This window comes from Sphingobium sp. PAMC28499, assembly GCF_004795815.1.
In the GTDB taxonomy this organism is placed as follows: Bacteria; Pseudomonadota; Alphaproteobacteria; order Sphingomonadales; family Sphingomonadaceae; genus Sphingobium; species Sphingobium yanoikuyae.
Window position 1 is genome coordinate 607,039 of record NZ_CP039248.1, and the last position, 20,318, is coordinate 627,356.

The 20,318-nt window shown below is 64.4% G+C and carries 18 protein-coding genes and 1 tRNA gene; 8 read left to right on the forward strand and 11 right to left on the reverse strand.

The features are described from left to right. Positions 1-9: 9 nt before the first annotated feature. Entirely contained in the window at positions 10-2,652 is a 2,643-nt protein-coding gene (gene mutS, locus E5554_RS02940) for a DNA mismatch repair protein MutS (protein ID WP_136185931.1), read from the reverse strand. Positions 2,653-2,789: 137 nt separating this feature from the next. On the opposite strand from mutS, the gene E5554_RS02945 reads away from it, so the two are divergent. The 4 genes from E5554_RS02945 (at position 2,790) to E5554_RS02960 (ending at position 7,993) form a co-directional block, all read left to right on the forward strand. Continuing rightward, a complete protein-coding gene (locus tag E5554_RS02945; protein ID WP_037509024.1) occupies positions 2,790-5,051 on the forward strand; it encodes an NADP-dependent malic enzyme in 2,262 nt (753 codons plus the stop codon). A 101-nt stretch (positions 5,052-5,152) separates the two neighbouring features. Next, on the forward strand, positions 5,153-5,650 hold the full coding sequence (locus tag E5554_RS02950; protein ID WP_136185932.1) for a flavin reductase family protein: 498 nt from the start codon (positions 5,153-5,155) through the stop codon (positions 5,648-5,650). A gap of 157 nt (positions 5,651-5,807) precedes the next feature. Next, on the forward strand, positions 5,808-6,788 hold the full coding sequence (locus E5554_RS02955; protein ID WP_136185933.1) for a hypothetical protein: 981 nt from the start codon (positions 5,808-5,810) through the stop codon (positions 6,786-6,788). Beyond that, positions 6,785-7,993, forward strand: a complete 1,209-nt coding sequence (locus E5554_RS02960; RefSeq protein WP_136185934.1) for a carboxylate--amine ligase — start codon at positions 6,785-6,787, stop codon at positions 7,991-7,993. Before E5554_RS02955 ends, E5554_RS02960 begins: the two co-directional genes overlap by 4 nt. Here the strand turns inward: E5554_RS02960 and E5554_RS02965 are convergent. Further along, a complete protein-coding gene (locus E5554_RS02965) occupies positions 7,962-8,513 on the reverse strand; it encodes a phosphotyrosine protein phosphatase (RefSeq protein WP_136185935.1) in 552 nt (183 codons plus the stop codon). The genes E5554_RS02960 and E5554_RS02965 overlap by 32 nt on opposite strands. A gap of 91 nt (positions 8,514-8,604) precedes the next feature. On the opposite strand from E5554_RS02965, the gene E5554_RS02970 reads away from it, so the two are divergent. Next, a complete protein-coding gene (locus tag E5554_RS02970; protein WP_136185936.1) occupies positions 8,605-9,639 on the forward strand; it encodes a LacI family DNA-binding transcriptional regulator in 1,035 nt (344 codons plus the stop codon). Between the two features lie 4 nt (positions 9,640-9,643). Here the strand turns inward: E5554_RS02970 and uxaC are convergent, their stop codons facing one another. Next, positions 9,644-11,053: a glucuronate isomerase gene (gene uxaC / locus E5554_RS02975; RefSeq protein WP_136185937.1), complete on the reverse strand. Its 1,410-nt coding sequence runs from the start codon at positions 11,051-11,053 to the stop codon at positions 9,644-9,646. A 46-nt stretch (positions 11,054-11,099) separates the two neighbouring features. Here uxaC and E5554_RS02980 point away from each other — a divergent pair, with 46 nt between their 5' ends. Then, positions 11,100-12,629, forward strand: a complete 1,530-nt coding sequence (locus E5554_RS02980; RefSeq protein ID WP_136188236.1) for an altronate dehydratase family protein — start codon at positions 11,100-11,102, stop codon at positions 12,627-12,629. 111 nt (positions 12,630-12,740) lie between these two features. Here the strand turns inward: E5554_RS02980 and E5554_RS02985 are convergent, their stop codons facing one another. Then, complete coding sequence (locus E5554_RS02985; protein WP_004209236.1) at positions 12,741-13,016, reverse strand: HU family DNA-binding protein; 276 nt, start codon at positions 13,014-13,016, stop codon at positions 12,741-12,743. A gap of 199 nt (positions 13,017-13,215) precedes the next feature. Continuing rightward, positions 13,216-13,307 (reverse strand) — tRNA-Ser (locus E5554_RS02990). A gap of 231 nt (positions 13,308-13,538) precedes the next feature. On the opposite strand from E5554_RS02990, the gene E5554_RS02995 reads away from it, so the two are divergent. Further along, positions 13,539-14,342, forward strand: coding sequence for a DUF1134 domain-containing protein (locus tag E5554_RS02995; RefSeq protein ID WP_010335812.1), 804 nt, complete (start codon positions 13,539-13,541; stop codon positions 14,340-14,342). A 3-nt stretch (positions 14,343-14,345) separates the two neighbouring features. Here the strand turns inward: E5554_RS02995 and dinB are convergent, their stop codons facing one another. Genes dinB through E5554_RS03010 form a run of 3 tightly spaced genes read right to left on the reverse strand, consistent with a single transcriptional unit; the run spans position 14,346 to position 16,561 of the window. Next, the gene (gene dinB, locus E5554_RS03000) at positions 14,346-15,443 is read right to left on the reverse strand and encodes a DNA polymerase IV (protein WP_136185938.1); all 1,098 of its coding nucleotides are present in this window, start codon (positions 15,441-15,443) and stop codon (positions 14,346-14,348) included. A 48-nt stretch (positions 15,444-15,491) separates the two neighbouring features. Further along, positions 15,492-16,037, reverse strand: coding sequence for a DUF177 domain-containing protein (locus E5554_RS03005; protein ID WP_004209271.1), 546 nt, complete (start codon positions 16,035-16,037; stop codon positions 15,492-15,494). Continuing rightward, positions 16,034-16,561: a ubiquinol-cytochrome C chaperone family protein gene (locus tag E5554_RS03010; protein ID WP_136185939.1), complete on the reverse strand. Its 528-nt coding sequence runs from the start codon at positions 16,559-16,561 to the stop codon at positions 16,034-16,036. Before E5554_RS03010 ends, E5554_RS03005 begins: the two co-directional genes overlap by 4 nt. A gap of 162 nt (positions 16,562-16,723) precedes the next feature. Here E5554_RS03010 and bamE point away from each other — a divergent pair, with 162 nt between their 5' ends. Then, positions 16,724-17,236: an outer membrane protein assembly factor BamE gene (gene bamE, locus E5554_RS03015; protein WP_004209273.1), complete on the forward strand. Its 513-nt coding sequence runs from the start codon at positions 16,724-16,726 to the stop codon at positions 17,234-17,236. Positions 17,237-17,997: 761 nt separating this feature from the next. Here the strand turns inward: bamE and E5554_RS23165 are convergent. From E5554_RS23165 to E5554_RS03030, 3 genes are all read right to left on the reverse strand, one after another. Then, entirely contained in the window at positions 17,998-18,255 is a 258-nt protein-coding gene (locus E5554_RS23165) for a transposase (protein WP_210729795.1), read from the reverse strand. A gap of 84 nt (positions 18,256-18,339) precedes the next feature. Further along, complete coding sequence (locus tag E5554_RS03025) at positions 18,340-18,702, reverse strand: hypothetical protein (RefSeq protein WP_136185940.1); 363 nt, start codon at positions 18,700-18,702, stop codon at positions 18,340-18,342. Between the two features lie 172 nt (positions 18,703-18,874). Further along, the gene (locus tag E5554_RS03030) at positions 18,875-20,149 is read right to left on the reverse strand and encodes a hypothetical protein (RefSeq protein ID WP_136185941.1); all 1,275 of its coding nucleotides are present in this window, start codon (positions 20,147-20,149) and stop codon (positions 18,875-18,877) included. Positions 20,150-20,318: the final 169 nt, after the last annotated feature.

The window sequence follows — 20,318 nt, forward strand, 5'->3', positions numbered from 1 at the left end:
GGCTCTCGTCTACTCGTGGTGACTGGCGGCGGCCAGTTGTTTCAAACGATATATGTGATCGAGTGCCTCACGCGGGGACAGGGCGTCGGCATCGATGCCATCCAGTGCGTCGCGCAGCGGATCGACCACCTCTTCGATCTGCGTCGCGACGCTGGCGAACAGCGGCAGGTCGTCCAGTCCCGCGGCAATGCCACCGGTCTTCGCCTTGCCTGCCTCCAGACGGCCCAGCACATCCTTGGCGCGCTTGAGCACCAGGGGCGGCAAGCCGGCCAGCCGCGCCACCGCCAGGCCATAGCTGCGATCAGCCGGCCCTTCGGCCAGTTCGTGCAGCAGCACCAGGTCGCCCTTCCATTCGCGCGCCCGCACATGGTGCAGCGACAGCGCATCGAGCGTTTCGGACAGGCGGGTCAGTTCATGATAATGGGTGGCGAACAGGCAGCGGCAGCGATTGACCTCATGCACCGCCTCAACCACTGCCCAGGCGAGCGCCAGCCCGTCATAGGTGGATGTGCCGCGCCCGACCTCGTCCAGGATGACGAAGCTATGCTCGGTCGCCTGCGCCAGGATCGCCGCGGTCTCGACCATCTCGACCATGAAGGTCGACCGGCCGCGCGCCAGATTGTCGGAGGCGCCGACGCGGCTGAACAGGCGGTCGACCAGGGTCAGCGTCGCCGATTCCGCCGGTACGAAGGCGCCCGCCTGGGCCAGGATGACGATCAGCGCATTCTGCCGCAGGAAGGTCGACTTACCGCCCATGTTCGGGCCGGTGACCAGCCATAGCCGGTCGGTCGCGACCAGCCGGCAATCATTGGCGACAAAAGGCTGGCCCTGCGCGCGTAGCGCATCCTCGACCACCGGATGGCGCCCGCCGACAATGTCGAGGCAGGGGCCAACCCCGTCCTCGACCACGAAATGGGGCCGTTGCCAGCCGCCTTCGGCCGCCCGTTCGGCTAGCGCAGCAGCGACGTCGAGCCGCGCCAGCGCATCGGCGGCACGGGCGATGTCGGCCTTGCGGTCCAGCACCGCCTCGATCAGCGTTTCGAGATGGGCGGCCTCGGCCACAAGCGCATGGGCGCCGGCCTGCGCCACCCGTCCGGCCTGTTCGTGCAGGTCGATCGAGTTGAAGCGCACGACCCCGGCCAGCGTCTGGCGATGGGTGAAACCGCTTTCGGGCTGCATCAGCTGGTCGGCGGCGCGGGCCGGCACCTCGACATGATAGCCCAGCACGCCATTATGGCGGATCTTGAGCGCGCTGATCCCGGTCTGCTCGCGATATTGCGCCTCCAGTGCGGCAATCGCGCGGCGACCATCGCCCGCCAGGCGGCGCAGTTCGTCCAGCGCCGGGTCGAAGCCGTCGGCGATATAGCCGCCATTATTGGTCTCGGTCGGCGGGCTCGGTACCAATGCGCGCGCCAGCGCATCGACCAGCGCGCCATGCCCGTCGAGCGCCGGCAGCAATTGCGTCAGCAGCAGTGGCTGATCGGCCAGCCGCCCCAAGCGCTCGCGCAGCAAGCGCGCTTCGCCCAGGCCGTCGCGCAATTGGCCGAGGTCACGCGGGCTGCCCCGGCCGACGGCGACACGGCCGAGCGCGCGGCCGATGTCGGGCAGCGCGCGCAGTGCTGCCCGCAACTGACTGCGCAGCGTCGCGTCATCATGGAACAACTGCACCAGGCCCAGCCGCGCGTCGATCAGCGGCGCATCCATCAGCGGCGCCGACAGATCCTGTGCCAGCAGCCGGGCGCCGGCCCCGGTGACGGTCCGGTCGACCGCGCCCAGCAGGCTGCCCGCGCGGGTGCCGCCGGTGGTTGCGACGATTTCCAGGCTCTCGCGCGTCGCCGCGTCGATGGCGACATGGGCGCCGCTGGTCTTGCGGAGCGGCGGCGCCAGGAAGGGCAGCGTGCCCTTCCCCGCATGGTCGAGATAGGAAATCAGCCCGCCCATCGCTGCCAGTTCGGCGCGGCTGAACTGGCCAAAGCCATCCAGCGTCGCGACCGCGAACAGGCGCTTGAGCGCGTCTTCGGCACGGGCGCTGGAAAAGGCCGCCTTGTCGAACGGATGGCTGTTGGCGACCTCCAGCGTCGAACCTTCGGCAATCACCACTTCGCTCGGCCGCAACCGGGCGAGTTCGGCGGGCAAGTCGCCCGCCCGCACCGTCATCGTCTCGAACCGGCCGGTCGAGATGTCGGCGGCGGCCAGGCCCAGCTCGCCTTCCCCACCGGTCTGGGCGAGCGCCACCAGCATATTGTCGCGCCGGCTGTCGAGCAGGGTTTCCTCGGTCAGCGTGCCGGCGGTGACATAGCGGACGATGGCGCGTGCCACGAGCGCCTTGCCGCCCCGTGCCTTGGCCTCGGCCGGCGTCTCGGTCTGTTCGGCGATGGCGACGCGATGGCCGCCCTTGATCAGTCGGGCCAGGTAGGATTCGGCGCTATGCACCGGCACGCCGCACATCGGGATCGGCTGCCCGGCATGTTCGCCACGGCTGGTGAGCGCAATGTCGAGCGTCGCGGCCGCCATCTTGGCGTCATCGAAGAAGAGTTCGAAGAAATCGCCCATGCGGTAGAAGAGCAGGCAATCCTGCGCCTCTGCCTTGAGGGTGAAATATTGTGCCATCATGGGGGTAGGCTGGGTGGTGGTGGAGGTCGAATTGGCCATGGGGCAAGCGGATAGCCTGATCGCTCCGCTGAAACCAGAGCTTCGCCAAAGGGCAGGAAAATTGCGCTTCTCGCACTTGCCCACAAGATAATCTTGCCGCTAGGGCGGCGCTATTGTTCCATTATGTGGGTATCGCGATGACCGAAAAGTCAAATGTGGAATTTTCCGAGCGCGAGGCGCTGTTCTTCCACGCGACCGGCCGCCCCGGCAAGATCGAGATCATCGCGTCGAAGCCGATGGCGACGCAGCGCGATCTCTCGCTCGCTTATTCGCCCGGCGTCGCGGTGCCGGTGCGCGCGATCGCTGAAGATCCGGCGACCGCCTATGATTATACCGCCAAGGGCAATCTGGTCGCGGTCATCTCCAACGGCACGGCGATCCTGGGCCTCGGCAATCTCGGCGCGCTGGCGTCGAAGCCGGTGATGGAGGGCAAGGCCGTCCTCTTCAAGCGCTTCGCCGATGTCGATTCCATCGACATCGAGCTGAAGACCGAGGATGTCGATCGCTTCATCGACGCGGTCGAACTGATGGAGCCGAGCTTCGGCGGCATCAATTTGGAAGACATCAAGGCGCCCGAATGCTTCGTTATCGAGACGACGCTCAAGGAACGGATGAACATTCCGGTCTTCCATGACGACCAGCATGGCACCGCGATCATCGCGGCGGCGGGCGTCATCAATGCCGCGCTGCTGACCGGTCGCGACATGAAGGACATGAAGGTGGTGGTGAACGGCGCGGGTGCCGCTTCCATTTCCTGCACCGAGCTGATCAAGGCGCTGGGCGTCCCCAATGAAAACGTCATCATGTGCGACAGCAAGGGCGTCATCTATCAGGGCCGCACCGAGGGCATGAACCAGTGGAAGTCGGCCCATGCGGTCAAGACCGACGCGCGGACCCTCACTGAAGCGGTCAAGGGCGCCGACGTGTTCCTGGGCCTTTCGGTCGCCGGCGCCATGTCGCAGGATATGGTGAAGTCGATGGCGGCCAATCCGATCATCTTCGCCATGGCCAATCCCGACCCGGAAATCCTGCCGCCCGACGCGCACGCAGTCCGTCCCGACGCGATCGTCGCCACCGGCCGCTCGGACTTCCCCAACCAGGTCAACAATGTCCTGGGCTTCCCCTTCATCTTCCGCGGTGCGCTCGACGTGCGGGCGACCGGCATCAATGAGGCGATGAAGCTGGCCGCCGCCAAGGCGATTGCCGACCTGGCGCGCGAACAGGTGCCTGAGGAAGTGGCCAAGGCCTATGGCCGTTCGCACAGCTTCGGCCCCGACTATATCATCCCCGCGCCGTTCGATCCGCGTCTGATGGAAGTGGTGCCGGCCGCCGTCGCCCAGGCGGCGATGGATACCGGCGTCGCACAGAAGCCGATCGCCGACATGGCCGCCTATCGCGATTCCCTGAAGGCGCGGCTCAACCCGACCACCTCGGTTCTCACCAGCGCCTATGAACTCGCCAAGGCCAACCCCAAGCGGGTCGTCTTTGCCGAGGCGGAAGAGGAAGTGGTGCTGCGCGCCGCGATCCAGTTCCGCGAGCTGGGCTATGGCATCCCCGTGCTGGTCGGCCGCGATCATGTGCGCGACAAGCTCAAGGAACTGGGCGTCCAGGATCCCGACAGCTTCGAACTGCACAACAGCGTCAATTCGCCGCTGGTGCCCGAGATGGTCGACCTTCTCTATGCCCGGTTGCAGCGGCGCGGCTATCTGCGTCGCGACTGCGAGCGGATGGTCAATCGCGACCGCAACATCTTCGGATCGCTGCTGGTGAAGATGGGCGTGGCCGATGCGATGATTTCCGGCGTCACCCGGCCCTATGGCCAGACCCTGCGCGAGGTGAAGCGGGTGATGGATCCGGCTGCGGGCCGTACCCCCTTCGGCATCCATGTCATGGTGACCAAGGACAAGACCGTCTTCCTGGCCGACACCACCGTCCATGAACGGCCTTCCGCGTCCGAACTGGCCGACATTGCCGAGGGCACGGTCGCGGTCGCGCGGCGCATGGGCCATGACCCGCGCGTGGCCTTCCTGTCCTATTCCAATTTCGGCAATCCCCCCGGCGCCTTCCTCGACAATGTGCGCGATGCGGTGAAGCTGCTCGACCAGCGCGACGTCGATTTCGAATATGAAGGCGAAATGACACCGGATGCGGCGCTCAATCCGACCGTGATGAAGAATTATCCGTTCAGCCGCCTGTCCGGCCCAGCCAATGTGCTGGTCATGCCGGGGCTGCAGTCGGCCAACATCTCGGCCAAGCTGCTGCGCGAACTGGGCGGCACGTCGATGATCGGTCCGGTGCTGGTCGGCATGGAAAAGTCGGTGCAGATTGCGACCATGTCGTCCAACGCGTCCGAACTGCTGACGCTGGCCGTGCTGGCCGCGGGCGGCATCGCACTCTGATGATCGTGGCGGGGCACCAGCCCCGCCCCTATCCGCTACGACCGGTTGGTTTCTGACCGGTTTCGCTTGCCTTGCGCCATCGTCTGCTGGAAGACCATGGCATGAACAGCGTAACCATGATCGACAGTGCCACCTTCCGCCGCGTCCTGGGCCATTATCCGACCGGCGTGTGCGTCGTTACCGCGTCCGCCGAGGATGGCGCCCCGGTCGGCATGGTGGTCGGCTCCTTCACCTCGGTGTCGCTCGATCCGCCGCTGGTCGCCTTCTTCCCGGCCAAAAGCTCGGGCAGCTGGCCGCGCATCCAGCAGATCGGCCGCTTCTGCGTCAATGTCCTCGCCAGCGATCAGCAGCCGCTCTGCCGCCAGCTGGCGGCACCTGGCCCTGACAAGTTCGCCGGCGTGTCGCACCGCGTATCCGACAATGGATCGCCCATCATCGACAATGTCGTCGCCTGGATCGATTGCAGCCTGCATGCCGTGCATGAGGCCGGCGATCATTATATCGTGCTGGGTGAAGTGGTCGCACTGGAAGTGGAACGGCCCGACCGGCCATTGCTGTTCTTCCAAGGCAATTATGGCGAATTTTCGCTGCTCGCATGAGGAACGGGCGGCGCGACACCGTCTGATCGGGCAAGAGGGCAAGAAAAAAGGGGTAAAGCTCGTTAAAAGGCCGTAATGATCCATACATGGGTCAGAAACATCACGGCTCCTTAACGTCTGCCGTCTATCATCGTCCCCATTCCGGATCGGACTGATCATGACTGCGCTGCTCATCACCATCGACACCGAATTGTCCGCCGCGTTGCACCAGCGCGGCGTCGGTCTTGAGCAGAATCTGCGCCAATCGATCTGGGGTGAGACGGCAGCCGGTGCTTTCGGCATCGGCTGGCAGATGGACCTGATGGACCGCCATGGCCTCAAGGGCGTTTTCTTCCTCGATCCCCTGCCGGCGCTGATCCACGGCCCCACCTTTCTCCAGCCCATCGTCGCGGCCATCGTCGGGCGCGGGCATGAAGTGCAGCTCCATCTGCACAGCGAATGGCTGGCCTGGGTCAAAGATTCGCCGATCGAAGGGCGACAGGGCCGCAATATCGGCGATTTCAGCCTGGCCGACCAGATCACCCTGCTCGGCCTGGGTCGCGACCTGCTGGAACAGGCGGGCGCCCCGCGGATCAGCGCGTTCCGGGCCGGCAATTTCGGCGCCAATGACGATACGCTGCGGGCGCTGGCGGCGATCGGCATCGGCTGGGACAGCAGCGTCAATCCGGCCTATCTTGGCCAGGGATGCGGCATCAGCATGGACGCCGGCCAGATCGGCGCGGTTCGCGCCCAGGGGCTGGTCGAACTGCCCGTGTCGGGGATCGCCGATCGCCCCGGCCATTTTCGCCCGGCGCAGATCTGCGCCATGTCGGCCGCCGAAATGCGCGCCGGCATGCGCCACGCCGCGCAGGAAGGTCATGATGCCTTCGTCATCGTCACCCATAGTTTCGAAATGCTCTCGCGCGATCGGATGCGTCCGAACCGCACGGTGATGCGCCGGTTCGAGCAATTGTGCCGGACTGCCGCCGCGACGCCGGGCATGCGTCCTGCCGGCTTCCATGATCTGTCGCCCGCGCTCGCCGATGCCCCCGCGCGCATGCTGACCCGCGTGCCGCCCAACCGGCTGCGCACCGGCCTGCGCATCGCGCAACAGGCCTGGGCGACCTGGCGCTACGAACATCGGCTGGTGCCTGCGTGAGCCGCCTGCCCTGCGCGATCGTCATCGGCCTGGAAAATGCGATCAGCCTGACCATCGTCCGGGAACTCGGCCGCCATGGCGTGCCGGTCCATGGCGTCGGGCCGGCAAGCGGGATCGCGGCGGCATCGCGCTATTGCACGGACAGCACCGATCGGCCGTCAGGTCCGGCGGCCGATTGGCTGCCCGACCTGATCGCCCGGACCGGCGCCTGCGCCGTCTTCGCCATTTCGGAGACCGATCTGCTCGATCTGGCGCTGCTGCCGCCGATGATCGGCGATTGCCATATATTGGTCCCGCGCGCCGAAGCGCTCAACCAGGTGATCGACAAGCGCCGCACCCTGGCGGTCGCATCGGCGCAGGGCCTGTTGATACCGCGAACCTGGCAGCCGATGGCGGGTGACGATTTCCAGGCCCATGCCGCATCCATGCCCTATCCGCTGGTCGCCAAATGGGCCAATCCGCCGGCGGTGATGCCGTTGCTTGAGCGGGCCGGGCTGGAATGGATCAAGGCGGAATATGTGCGGACGCCGGATGCGTTGCAGGCGCTGCTTGCCCGCTATCGTCCGGTCGGTATCTGGCCGATGATCCAGCAATATTGCGGCGGTGTTGGTTTGGGGCAGATGCTGTTCATGGCCGATGGCGATGCGACCCTGCATTTCCAGCATCGCCGGCTGCACGAATGGCCGCCCGAAGGGGGCGTATCGACCCTGTGCCGTGCCGAACCGCGCGACCGCCACGGGCAACAGATGGCATTGTCCGAACAATTGCTGCGGGCGCTCGGCTGGCAGGGGCCGGCCATGGTCGAATATCGCTATGATGCAGCCAGCGGTCATTATTGGCTGATGGAGGTGAACGGCCGTTTCTGGGGCAGCCTGCCGCTGGCCGGCCATTGCCATGCCCATTTCGCCTGGGAAGCCTATCGCCGGGCGGTGCTGGGTGAAACGGATGCGGCGCCCCTGCCCCGTGATACCCTGCGCGCCCGCTACATGGTGCCGGAAACCAAGCGCCTGCTGCGATTGCTGATGGGGGGAAAGATCGCCGATCCCTTCTTCCGGGCCAGCCCATGGCGCGACCTTGCCACCTATCTGCTGGGCTTCCTAGACCCGCGCATGCGCTATTATGTCTTCAGCTTCAGCGATCCCCGGCCGCTGCTGCGCGATCTGGGGCAGATCGTCAGGAAGGCGTTGCGCCGGGATAAGTCCTGACCAGCGCCGTCACCGCCTGCTCGATCCGCTGCAGGCAATGCGCCATGTAGCGATCGTCCAGGCCATAGGGATCGTGCAGATGCGGCATCATCGGTTGCGTCCATGTACCGAGCAACTGACGTGGCAGGTGCGACAGGCGCGGATCGGCAGCCAGCCGATGCAGTTGCCGCACTTCCATCGCCAGCAGCAGGTCGCCCGGCTGTGGCTGATAATCCGTCCTGTCGAGCGCCTTGTGGGCGGACAGGTCATGGCCCAGGGCCTGCGCCGCCGCGATTGCCGGATCATGGGCCGGTCGTCCGGTGGTGGTCGACAGGCCGAAGGAGGCCGTGCGGGCGCCGGCCTTGCGGGCCACCACATCGGCAAAGGCGCTGCGACAGATATTGCCCTGGCAGACGAAGACCAGCCGACGGACCTCGGCCGGGTCGGGGCGCAGCGTGGCCGATTGCCCCAGCGCGAGCTGCGGATAGGACAGGGCCAGGCGCACCAGACCGCGAAATGTACCGAAACGTGGGTTGATCATGCGCCGGTGCCGATGGGGAGCAGGGAATCCATTGAAAGGACCTTAGCCCAAACAGGTTGCGATTTCCCTCCCCCTGTGGCTAGCCGCAAAGATGCGATCAACAAAGGACAGCCCGCAGGGAAGCGATTCCACCATTGCCGATGTCGCCGCTGCCGTGGGCGTCTCGATCCGAACGGTATCACGGGTTCTCAACCAGTCGCCCAAGGTCAATGCGGAAACCCGCGAGCGCGTCCAGAAGGCGATTGCGGCGCTCAACTTCCGTCCCTCCATGCGCGCCCGCGCCTTCGCCATGGGCCGCTCCTTCCTGATCGGCATGGTCCATAATGATCGCAACGCGCTGGTGCTCGACGCCGTGCAGCGCGGTATCGTGGGCGAAGCGGGCCGGCGCGGCTATGAACTGGTGGTCCATCCCACGCCCATGGATGCCGCCGCATCGGTCGAGGATGTGCTGCAATTCGTCCGTCGCTCGCGCACCGACGGTCTGGTGGTGCTGCCGCCGGTATCGGGCATTGCCGGACTGCCCGAAGCGCTGGCGCGCGAGCATATTCCCGCCGTTGCCCTGTCAGCCCTGCCGATCACCGGCTATGCCGATGTGATCCTGTCGCCCGAGCGCGAGGCGGCTGCACAGGTGGCGCACTATCTGCTGGAGCTTGGCCATCGCCGCATCGCGATGGTCGGCGGCCCGGCCAACGCCATTTCCGCGCAGGAGCGCCGGGCGGGCTTTGTCGAGGCGCTGGCCGCCGCCGGTGTCACTTTGCTGGATGAGGCGGAGGGGGATTATGGCTTCCAGTCGGGGCTTGCCGCCGCCGAGCGCTTCCTGTCGCTGCCGACAGCGCCCACGGCGATCTTCGCTGCCAATGACGTCATGGCTGCCGGCGTCCTCAAATGCGCCGGAATCCGGGGCGTTGCCGTTCCGCAGTCGTTGTCCGTCGTGGGCTTCGACGGCAGCCTGCTGTCGCATGTCGTATCGCCGGCGCTCACCACCATCTGGCGCCCCTTTGGCGACATGGCGCGGATCGCGACCCAGCAGCTGATCGACCGGATCGAGGGGCAAGCCGTGACCGCCGAACGGCCCCCGCCGCTGCGCCTGGTGGAGGCGGAATCGAGCGGTCCCGCCCCCGCCTGACCGATCAGAGCCGATAGGCGCGGCGCACCAGGCCCACGGTCAGTTCCTGCGCCAGCTCGGCCGCTTCCCAGTCGGCCAGCCGATGTTCGGCGACCAGTCGTGCCAGGAAGGCGCAGTCGATGCGGCGGGCGACATCATGCCGCGCCGGAATCGACAGGAAGGCGCGGGTGTCGTCGTTGAACCCGACCGTATTGTAGAAGCCGGCGGTCTCCGTCGTCATCTCGCGGAAGCGGCGCATCCCTTCCGGGCTGTCATGGAACCACCAGGCCGGGCCCAGCCGCAGGCAGGGATAATGGCCGGCCAGCGGCGCCAGTTCGCGGGCATAGGTGGTTTCGTCCAGGGTGAAGAGGATGATGGTCAGGTTGGCGTCGTTGCCGACCACGTCCAGCATCGGCTTGAGGGCACCGACATAGTCGGTGCGCATCGGGATGTCGGCGCCCTTGTCGCGGCCATGGCTGTGGAACAGCGCGGCATTATGGTTGCGGCAGGAACCGGGATGGATCTGCATCACCATGCCGTCCGCCTGGCTCATCTTGGCCATTTCGGTCAGCATCTGGGCGCGGAACAGCTCGGCATCGTCGGCATCGGCCGAGCCGCCGACGATCTTCGCGAACAGCGCCTCGCATTCCATCGTCGACAGATTGGCGGTGCGCGGCGTCGCAAAGCCATGGTCGGTCGCGGTCGCGCCCATGGCGCGGAAATCGGCGCGCCGCTTGGCATGGGCGGCCAGATAGCCCTGCCAGCTTTCGACATCCTCGCCGGTCATGTCGCCGAAGCGGACCAGCGCGTCGCGAAATTCCTCATGCTCGGGATCAATCACCGAATCCGGACGATAGGTGGTGACCACCCGCCCCTGCCAACCGGATTCCCGGATCGCCTGATGATGGCGCAGATCGTCGTCCGCGCCTTCGGTCGTCGCCAGCAATTCGATATTGAACCGCTCGAACAGCGCGCGCGGACGGAAGGCGTCGGTGGTGAGCGCCGCATTGATCGCATCATAGACCTGGTCGGCGCTCTGCGCATCCAGTGCCATGTCCAGCCCGAACACTTCGGCAAAGACATGCTCCAGCCACATGCTCGACGGGGTGCCCCGGAACAGATGATAATGGCTGGCGAACAGGCGCCATGCTGCGCGCGGATCGGTATCGGGCAGGCCGCCGCGATGCGGCACGCCCAGATCGTCCAGCGCGATGCCCTGCGAATAGAGCATGCGGAACAGATAATGGTCGGGCGCCAGCAGCAGTTCGGTCGCGTTGGACCAGGGGGCATTGGTGGCGAACCAGGCCGGGTCGGTATGGCCATGCGGGCTGATGATCGGCAGGTTGGCGACTTCGGCATAGAGCGCGCGGGCGATCGAACGGGTCGTGGGATCGGCGGGAAACAGGCGGTCGGGCGACAGGGTAAGCGGATGCATGGCGATCTCCTTGTCCGCCGGTTACCGCCTTGTGCCAACGCTGGCAATGCCCTATTCCAAACCCATGTCGATCCTTGCCGAAACCGCCCCGCTGCTGGCCCTTCAGGTCGCACCCGAAGATGATGTCGCCGTTGCGCTGCACCCGCTGGGGGCAGGGCAGACCGTGCGCGTCGGCATGGTCGATGTGCCGTTGCGCGATCCGGTCCCGGCCGGGCACAAGTTTGCGCTCCACGATATTGCGGCCGGGGCGCCGGTCCGCCGCTATCGCGCGCCGATCGGTTTGGCGACGCAGGCGATCCTGGCTGGCGAGCATGTCCACAGCCATAATCTCCACACCGCGCTTTCGGGCGAACTGGCCTATCGCTTCACCGGTGCGCAGCCGCAGCCGCTATCCCCGACGGACCGGCCCGTTCCGCATTTCCGCGGCTATGTCCGCGCCGACGGCAGTGTCGGCACCCGCAACGAGATCTGGATTCTTCCGACCGTCGGTTGTGTCGGCCGATTGGGTGAGCGGCTGGCGATGAAGGGGGCGGCGCTGGCGGAGGGGCGTATCGATGGCGTCCATGCCTTCAATCACCCCTTTGGCTGCTCGCAACTCGGCGCCGATCTGGACGGCACGGCCGCGATCCTCGCCTCTCTGGCGCTCAATCCCAATGCCGGCGGCGTATTGCTGCTCGGGCTGGGCTGCGAATCCAACCAGCTTGATGCGCTGCTGTCGCGCATTCCGCCTGATCGCCGTGCCCGGCTGCGCACCGTCCGCGCACAGAGCGAAAGCGACGAGTTCGAGGCCGGCATGACGGCGCTTGCTGAACTGATCGATCTCGCCAGCGCGGATCAGCGGCAGGATGTGCCGCTTTCGGCGTTACGCCTGGGGGTCAAATGCGGTGGCTCCGATGCGATGAGCGGGCTCACCGCCAATCCGCTGATCGGTCGCATGGCCGATGCCGTGGCCCAGGCGCAAGGCAGCGCGATCCTGACCGAAATCCCGGAGATTTTCGGCGCGGAGACGCTGTTGATGCAGCGCGCCGAGAATGAGGCGGTGTTCGATCGGCTGACGCAGGTGGTCAATCGCTTCAAACGCTATTTCCTCGACCATGGCGAGCCGGTGTCGGAAAATCCCAGTCCCGGCAATATTGCCGGCGGCATCACCACGCTGGAGGAAAAATCGCTGGGCGCGGTGCAGAAGGGCGGGATCGCCATCGTGACCGACGTCATCGATTATGGCGACCGGATCAGCCGCACCGGCCTCACCATATTGGAAGGCCCCGGCAATGATGCCGTGTCGACGACGGCGCTGGCGGCGGCTGGCGCAACCCTGACCTTATTCTCGACCGGTCGCGGCACGCCACTTGGCAGTCCGGTACCGACGGTCAAGATCGCGTCGAACAGCGCGCTGGCCGATCGCAAGCCGGGCTGGATCGATTTTGACGCCGGACGCGTCCTGCAGGAAGGGATGGATGCCGCGGCCGATGCGCTGCTGGCGCATATCGTCGCGATTGCCAGCGGGGCGCCGGCCCGGAACGAGGTGAATGACGAACGCGCCATCGGCATCTGGAAGCGCGGCGTAACCCTTTAGTTTTTCGCCCAAGGATCAATGGGCATTGCGGCGAACCGTCCGTGCGGGACCGGAGGACGCCGGCAGAATAAGCCCGGCGCCGCGCCATCAGGCGGGCACCGGGCCAGTTCCTCAGCCGTTCAGCTTGTCCTTGACCGCCTTGGCGGGGGTGAAGCCGAGCTTCTTGGAGGCAGCGATCTGGATGGTCGCGCCGGTCGAAGGATTGCGGCCTTCACGGGCGGCCGACTCCTTGACCTTGAACTTGCCGAAGCCGTTGAGCGAGATTTCTTCGCCCTTGGCAGCAGCATCGGCGATCGCGGCAAACACGCCATCGACCAGCTTGCGGGCATCGGCCTTGGTGATGTTGTGGGCCGAAGCCAGGGTGTCGGCGAGGTCGCTGTTGTTCATGGAATAGGCTTTCCTTTGTTGTTGGCGCGCATTGCATAGCTGGCACGAAAGCCAAGGTCCATCGGTCCTGAGCGTCCGATTGCGCTTAAAAGTGCGGTTAATGCGGCGTTTCAGACGCTTTGCGCATGCGCGCATGCCAACCGGCCGGTCAAAGGCCGATATTGCGGCCTGAGCGGCCGGATCATCATCAATGGAAAGGTGGCGGAGACGGAGGGATTCGAACCCTCGGTAGCCCCTTAAGGCTACGACGGTTTAGCAAACCGCTGGTTTCAGCCACTCACCCACGTCTCCGCACGAATTTGCCTACCGGAAACCGGGAGGCAGTGGCTAGGCGACGGGCTATAGCGACGGCTTTGATCCATGGCAACGGTCCAAATGTGCGATTTTTCATGCGGATTTGCACAATCGGATTCAATCTGGCTTAGAATCGACTCCGGTGGGCGTTCGTTCATTGTCGTTTCAGCTTGGCGACGGATAATCTGACGGATGTTTTCAAGAGCGGGCTTCGGGGAGTATCGGGTAATGATCGGCAGCATGGGGCGCACGGGCGCCCGCTTCGCACGGGTGGGTGCCCTGATGGCGGCGCTCGGCGGGCTTCTGCTGGCGCCGGTCGCCAGCGCGCAGATTCGCACGGTCGATCCCAACACGGCGATCGATTCCGATCTTGCGCCGCCGCCGGTCCAGAACAGCACGCCGACCGATCCCGGTGTCGATTCCAGCCTGCCGCCGCCAGCCACCTCGACCGATTCCGGCACCTATAATGCCGCCCCCGCTGCCGGCGGGGCGACCGCCACCGGCGCACCGGTCACCTCCAATTCGCCGCCAGCCGCGATGGCGCCGGGCGAATCCTATCAGGAAGATGATCTGATCGGCGCGGCCGAAGGCGTGTTCGGCAAGGGCGCCGAGGGCCTGGCCGGCATCATCGAGAAGATCCTCAAGGATCAGGGCCAGCCCAATGCCTATATTTCCGGGCGTGAGGCGTCCGGCGCCTTCGTGGTCGGCCTGCGCTATGGTTCGGGCACGCTCAACCACAAGATCGAGGGCAAGCGCGAAGTCTATTGGACCGGTCCGTCGATCGGCTTCGACGTCGGCGGCAATGCCGCCAACACCTTCGTCCTGGTCTATAATCTCTATGACAGCCAGGATCTCTACCACCGTTTCCCGGCGGCCGAAGGCACCGCCTATCTGGTCGGTGGCTTCACCGCCAGCTATCTGCGCTGGGGCAGCGTGGTGCTGATCCCGATCCGCCTGGGCGTCGGTTATCGCCTCGGCGTCAATGCCGGCTATATGAAGTTCAGCGAAAAGCGGACCTGGCTGCCCTTCTGACGGTCATAGCAGGGAGAGTTGGGCGCCCGCGTCGCCACTCTCCCCCGCTTCTCCCTCGCCTTCCAGATTATGCACGCCCAGGCCCAGCAGCCGGGCCCCCATGCGCAGCGGCAATTGCGCCTTCAGCAGCGCGCGACCAGCGTCCACCAATTGTTCGACCGACCGGACCGGCGCGGCAAAGCTGCGCGACCGGGTGATGATGCGGAAATCGGCGAACTTCACCTTCAGCACCACGGTCCGGCCATAGGCCTGCGCCTTCTCGATCCGGGCCCACAGGCTTTCCGCTATCCGCTCGATCTCGCGCAGCAAGGCCTCCTCGGCGACAAGGTCCTCGAAGAAGGTGTCCTCGACGCTGACCGACTTGCGCTCCTGCCGCTCATGCACCGGGCGGTCGTCCTCACCGCGCGCGGCACGATAATAGAAGAGCGCGCTGCTGCCGAAATGGGTCTGGAGGAAGGACAGATCGCGATCGCGCAGGTCGGCGCCGGTCTCGATCCCCAATTTGTGCATTCGTTCGGCGGTAACCGGACCGATGCCGTGAATCCGCCGCACCGGCATGCGCGCCATGAAGTCGGCGCCTTCCGCCGGCCGCACCACGCACAGCCCGTCGGGCTTGTTCTGGTCCGACGCCAGCTTGGCGATCAGCTTGTTGTAGGACACCCCCGCCGATGCGGTGAGGCCCGTTTCCTCCTGGATCAGCCGCCGGATTTCCCGCGCCACCTGCGTCGCCGACGCGATGCCCGGCTTGTTCTGCGTCACGTCCAGATAGGCCTCGTCGAGCGAGAGCGGCTGGATCATGTCGGTAAAGCGCGCGAAGATCGCGCGGATCTGGGCAGATACGCTGCGATAGACTTCGAAGCGCGGCTTCACGAACAGCAGATCGGGGCACAGCCGCCGCGCTCTTGCACCCGGCATCGCCGATCGCACGCCGAATTTCCGCGCTTCATAGCTGCAGGTGGCGACGACGCCGCGTGGACCGCCGCCACCCACGGCGATCGCCTTGCCGCGCAGGCTGGGATCGTCGCGCTGTTCGACCGACGCATAAAAGGCGTCCATGTCGATATGGATGATCTTGCGCAGCGCGGGCGGCGGGGCGTCCATGGCCGGCCTTATGCCACCATGGGAACGAAAGGGAAACAGTCGGGCGTGTCAGCCCTTCTTCTTGCCCTTTTCATCCTTGGCCATGGCCAGCAGCGCGGCAAAGGGGCTGGCCTGATCCTCGGTCAGCACCCCGGCCTCGCGCAGATAGCTGTCGGCCTCCGGCGCGCGCGGATAGGGTTCCATCGCCAGCGCCACCGTCTCGGCCACCGCTTCGCCCATGTCGATGACATTGCCGTCATAGCCGATCGTGTCGCAATCCTCCGCGTCCAGCTCCAGCTCCTCGCCCTCGGGCAGGTCGCCACTCTCGGGCACGAAGCGCAGCAGGAAATCGGTATCGATGGTTTCGGGCACCGGCAGGCCGGTGGCGACGCAGGGCTGGGCCAGGGCGGCGCGGACCCGGCCGCGCGCCAGGATCGTGCTGCCCTCCGCGCTCAGCCGATAATCCGCCTCCAGCCGGTCGAGCGCCAGCAGCGCAAAACGGCGCATCAGCGCGGCGCGCTCGCCCTCATCGGCGCTGATGGTCACCAGGCTGTCACCCAGCTTGCCCAGCTGGTCGGCGCGCACGGGGCGCGAAAATTCGATCATGTCGCTCATCCAAGGTCTCCAGCCAGCAAGGCGTCGCGGGTCAGGCAGGCCAGCCTTGTCCAGCGCGCGCGCAGCGCGCCCTCGACATGGGCCAGGGCGTCCGTCGACGGGGCGTCACCGCGATACAGGTTTCGGCGCAGCGCATCCTCTAGATCGCCCTCCCCCGTCAAGGCCGCACGATAGGCCGCCAGTCTCCCGCCCAGCGCGCTCATCATCCGGCCGATATGCTTGCCGACGACAACATCGCCAATCCCTTCCTGGCGCAACTGGCCGTCCATGTCGTCGACGAACAGCTCGGTCAGCCACACGCTCTCCTGCGCCGCGCCCAGCGCCTCCAGCCGCATCAGCACCTGCGCCAATATCGCGACGATCATGTCGAACCGGCCGTCCAGCGCATCGGGTACACCGCCCTGCAGATACCAGTGTGGCTGCCGTCCCTCGGCCACCACCGCATGATAAAGCGGCATCAGGCCCGCCTTGGGATCATCGCGGCCCAGCAGGCGCTGGAGGAAGGAAGGACGGGATTGGGACATGGGTTGCCGTCTTTTCGTGATGGAATGTGGGCCAGCGGGCTTCGCGGGCGCGTGCGCCCCTTGCCGGGGCCTGCGCATTTCCATATTGATCGCTGGGCCGCCCGATGCAATGGCGGCTTTCTGTTTCTTGGGTTCGCGGGCCCGTCCCCGCAGGAGAAGACCATGCGCAAGTTTAGCCGCCAGTCCCGCCGCGGGCGTTTCCTGCTGGCTCTGGGCCTCGGCGCGATCGTGATCAGCGCATCGGGCTGTACCCGCATCCGCACGCATCAGGGCTATCAGGTCGACAAGCTGCTGGTGGACTCCGTCCAGCCCGGCATCGACAATCGTGCCTCGGTCGAAGGCACGCTGGGCCGTCCCAGCTTCGTCGCCCAGTTCGGCGAACAGGACTGGTATTATGTGTCGCGCGACATGCGCTCGCTCGCCTTCTCCAACCCCAAGCCGGTGTCGCAGACCGTCCTGCATGTCCGGTTCGATCCGGCCGGCAACGTCGTCGCGGTCGATCGCATGGGCCTGGAGCAGGTCGCGCACATCTCGCCGACCGGCGACAAGACCCCGACGCTGGGCCGCCATCGCAGCCTGTTCGACGAGATTTTCGGCAATATCGGCGCTGTGGGTGCCATGGGTGCCGGCTCGGCCGGTGGTGCCGGTCCGGGCGGCGGCCCGAACGGCAGCTGAGGCTGGCCGCACTGCGAAGACATTGGCGCCGTCCTGTCCATCATGGACCGGGCGGCGTTTTTGTTCGGGCGGGATGAGCTGGCCAGCGGATCGACAGCGGTTCGACCTGCGATAGACACAAAAAAAACCGCCGTTTCCGGCGGTTTTTGCTTCCTTCCTCACCGAAGGAAAATGGTGCCAGAAGAACTCTCGGTCGGGCGACCTAACCGGTGAAATTCACACTAAATTCATAGACTTTCGAATTCGCCAACGACATCATTAGCATGATTTCAATTCGTGGAAAAGGCTGGACAACTATGGACGTGATGTTTCAGTCACCGAAGCCGCTGATTAATTGCGGCTCCGTTCAGCACTGTGGATTATGCGGACTACAGGCCAGTGTGGGAAGAGCCGGCATCATTAGTAGCGATACTGCGTGCCTATGATGAGGGCAGCGAGAGTATGCGATTTTTGTCGAGGGCTCGGATAGTGCATAGGAGAGTAAGGAAGGGCGCACACCAGCACTAATTTGGCAGAATTGTGATTTTTGGATTTCCAAAGTCGGGAAATCGCTGATTCATAGGGAGCCAGCCTTTCTGGAGGCTGGATGTTGATCACGGTTGAGAAATGATCCGGGTTTTCTCCGAGAAGTGGTACCGACTCACTTTTGCTGATGCGCCCCTTCATGTTACACTTACTAATCGCGCCTGGAGCAGATCGAGGCTTGCGCGGCCATACATTTGTCGCTTGATTAGCTTAAGACGCGTGATCTGTCTCTTGGTCTAGCCGTTTGACCAAGGTGAGACGATTGCGTTTCGGACAGTCGGAAGGTCTTTTTCGACGCCATTGACGAATGATCCGACGAGGCCGCCCTTCGCCATCTCAATCCAGTCATCGAGCTTTGCTGCCCACTTTGATCGGATCATAGATTGGAAGTCGCCGATTGCCTTGCGCGCCGCTACCAGTTCAGGGACGTTCTCCTTGATAACCGCCACCAGAATCGCTTCGGATTTGGCGAGTCTATCCCACGCCGATGTCATCAGGCGCGCAAGGACTCGCGCCGAGTGCGAGCGTTCGAGGCCAGTTTTATCGGACCTTACGGCGAGACGCCGCCGTTGGGCCTATTATGAGACGACGCCGCTCTGACCGACAAAACCTTCCGCGCGCATCTCGCGCCAGAGCGCCAGGGCATCGCGGGTGCCGTTATCCCATCGGTTGTTCAGCCATGACAGCCAACTGTCCAGAAAGATGGGTCGGGTGCGGAATACGTCCATTCGTTGACCGCGCAAAACATCGCGAACGAGTTTCCGGCTATGGCCGGTCTGCCGAACAATCTGCCGGATGGACGTTCCATTTTTCGCCAGTTCCCGGACGGCGTCATTGGTTTCCTGCCGGCGGAGGTAGCCTTCATACTGCAGCTTTTCGGCATAGGCGAGAAGCCTGGGATCGACGACAGTGTTACCGACCGCCTGCGTTATCTGCCGCATGATCCAGCACCATGCGCACCGTCCGTGCGCGAACCTCAGGTGCAAACTTGTTCGTCGTTTTGCTCATTTCGGCACTACTTACTCAGAAGTTGGAGCCTCCGGCAAACGCGGCGCGGTTCAGACAGTAACGAATGTCGGCATCGCCGCGCAACCACTAGGGAAGCGGAATTCGTTAAGGGGCTAGAGGAATCATCACCAATGCCGATGGACGCTTGTTTGATCGCCAATAATTGCCTGACGGAGCAGGTGTGAGGTCAGCAAATCCATTAGCGGGCGGACGGATGAAATGGCCCATCAACCAGCGGCGACCTTGAGGATCAATTACCGGCGCGGCATACTCCTGAGCATTTGTAGGCAGCCCAAGATCGACATCAACGCCGCCTCCGAATGTATTTTGACCGAGTGGCGAAGTGCTTCGCCTTGCGGCGAGGCGATAGCAACCGCGAGCCTTGGCAAGAGGATCGTGGCAGTTTTTTCCGCCTAAAGCAGCGAAAGCAATGATCGTGTCGCCATTAACCCAGAAACCCATGAGGTTGGCGATCCCATTACTAAGGTCGTCACGGCCAAGCGACCAGACCTCTATTGATGGCGGATCGAACGGTCGCGCGATGCCTGTGCTTCCCTTAACCTTTAGGATGTCGCCACTGATAGTCAGTTCGACACCGCGAACGGTGGATCTGGTTATGACGGACTTTTCTACCGTCAGTGCCGACCAATACAGATAAAGGCGGCCTTTGAAGCCGAGCAAGCGTGGCACCGCCGCAACCTCGCTAACAGCCCCTTTCTGTATACCGCCGATGATCACGAACGTCCGGCCCATATCCAATTTACCCGTTCGCGTGTCATAAACACTGATGCAGGACGATGTTTGTTCGACATCGAACTTCTTACCATTTTCAACCGTGCATTCGAAAGCGACATAGGTCGTATTGCCAAGGGGGGCGACGGTGGGATCATAGGCCGAACGAATGCGGATGCCTCGCATTGGGCCGCCAGTCACCAGTGCACCGGATTGGCCAGTGCGGGGGTCGATTGAGGTATCGAGAAGCGCGGTGGTGTCGTTGAAGCGGCGCGCCTTCCAGTCGAACCGGTCAAGTACGAGGCCCCAACGGTTGAAGGGGTGCCCCTTTGCCTCGTTAGCTGGATCCCCGCCGCTGCAGTCATTTGGGCCGGACACACCTGCCAGCTTGCCTTGAGCGGTGATCAGCCTCCGCCCAATGAACAGGCTGGGGTCGTCGGGTAATTGAGCAAAGGATGTGGCATTGCAGCCTGGTTCGGTGACAGCTCGAGTACCATCAATGGACAGCTTTCCTAGTCTGGGATGTTGTGGCTTCGCTACGGATTGCTTGGAATCCTTTGGCGCTGAGGCATTCTCATTTGATGGAGCCGTCGTCACCGCTGCGGTAGCGGTGAGGGCCGCGACGCCTGCTATAATGACTGGCTTCATTGAGTGTCCGTTCCGGTTCATGTGCGACTTTACGCTGAAACAGTACATGACGTTCCCTCGTGATAGCGACCCTCATCGAAATTGACTTGTCCTTTCAAATTTGACCTTGATCGTGCATCGCATCGGCGCTTCGCTCTGAATGCCTGTATGTTTTCCGATTGGCATCCGA

What these genes read in the sequence shown, in the direction of transcription:
- dinB (WP_136185938.1), bottom strand. Translation starts at nt 15,443, where the DNA reads ATGGACGCCCCGCCGCCCGCGCTGCGCAAGATCATCCATATCGACATG.
- E5554_RS03010 (WP_136185939.1), bottom strand. Translation starts at nt 16,561, where the DNA reads ATGTCCCAATCCCGTCCTTCCTTCCTCCAGCGCCTGCTGGGCCGCGAT.
- E5554_RS02965 (WP_136185935.1), bottom strand. Translation starts at nt 8,513, where the DNA reads ATGATCAACCCACGTTTCGGTACATTTCGCGGTCTGGTGCGCCTGGCC.
- E5554_RS02970 (WP_136185936.1), top strand. Translation starts at nt 8,605, where the DNA reads ATGCGATCAACAAAGGACAGCCCGCAGGGAAGCGATTCCACCATTGCC.
- E5554_RS02950 (WP_136185932.1), top strand. Translation starts at nt 5,153, where the DNA reads ATGAACAGCGTAACCATGATCGACAGTGCCACCTTCCGCCGCGTCCTG.
- E5554_RS02980 (WP_136188236.1), top strand. Translation starts at nt 11,100, where the DNA reads ATGCCCTATTCCAAACCCATGTCGATCCTTGCCGAAACCGCCCCGCTG.
- E5554_RS03025 (WP_136185940.1), bottom strand. Translation starts at nt 18,702, where the DNA reads ATGCGGCAGATAACGCAGGCGGTCGGTAACACTGTCGTCGATCCCAGG.
- E5554_RS02955 (WP_136185933.1), top strand. Translation starts at nt 5,808, where the DNA reads ATGACTGCGCTGCTCATCACCATCGACACCGAATTGTCCGCCGCGTTG.
- E5554_RS03030 (WP_136185941.1), bottom strand. Translation starts at nt 20,149, where the DNA reads ATGAAGCCAGTCATTATAGCAGGCGTCGCGGCCCTCACCGCTACCGCA.
- bamE (WP_004209273.1), top strand. Translation starts at nt 16,724, where the DNA reads ATGCGCAAGTTTAGCCGCCAGTCCCGCCGCGGGCGTTTCCTGCTGGCT.
- E5554_RS03005 (WP_004209271.1), bottom strand. Translation starts at nt 16,037, where the DNA reads ATGAGCGACATGATCGAATTTTCGCGCCCCGTGCGCGCCGACCAGCTG.
- mutS (WP_136185931.1), bottom strand. Translation starts at nt 2,652, where the DNA reads ATGGCCAATTCGACCTCCACCACCACCCAGCCTACCCCCATGATGGCA.
- E5554_RS02985 (WP_004209236.1), bottom strand. Translation starts at nt 13,016, where the DNA reads ATGAACAACAGCGACCTCGCCGACACCCTGGCTTCGGCCCACAACATC.
- uxaC (WP_136185937.1), bottom strand. Translation starts at nt 11,053, where the DNA reads ATGCATCCGCTTACCCTGTCGCCCGACCGCCTGTTTCCCGCCGATCCC.
- E5554_RS23165 (WP_210729795.1), bottom strand. Translation starts at nt 18,255, where the DNA reads ATGACATCGGCGTGGGATAGACTCGCCAAATCCGAAGCGATTCTGGTG.
- E5554_RS02945 (WP_037509024.1), top strand. Translation starts at nt 2,790, where the DNA reads ATGACCGAAAAGTCAAATGTGGAATTTTCCGAGCGCGAGGCGCTGTTC.
- E5554_RS02995 (WP_010335812.1), top strand. Translation starts at nt 13,539, where the DNA reads ATGATCGGCAGCATGGGGCGCACGGGCGCCCGCTTCGCACGGGTGGGT.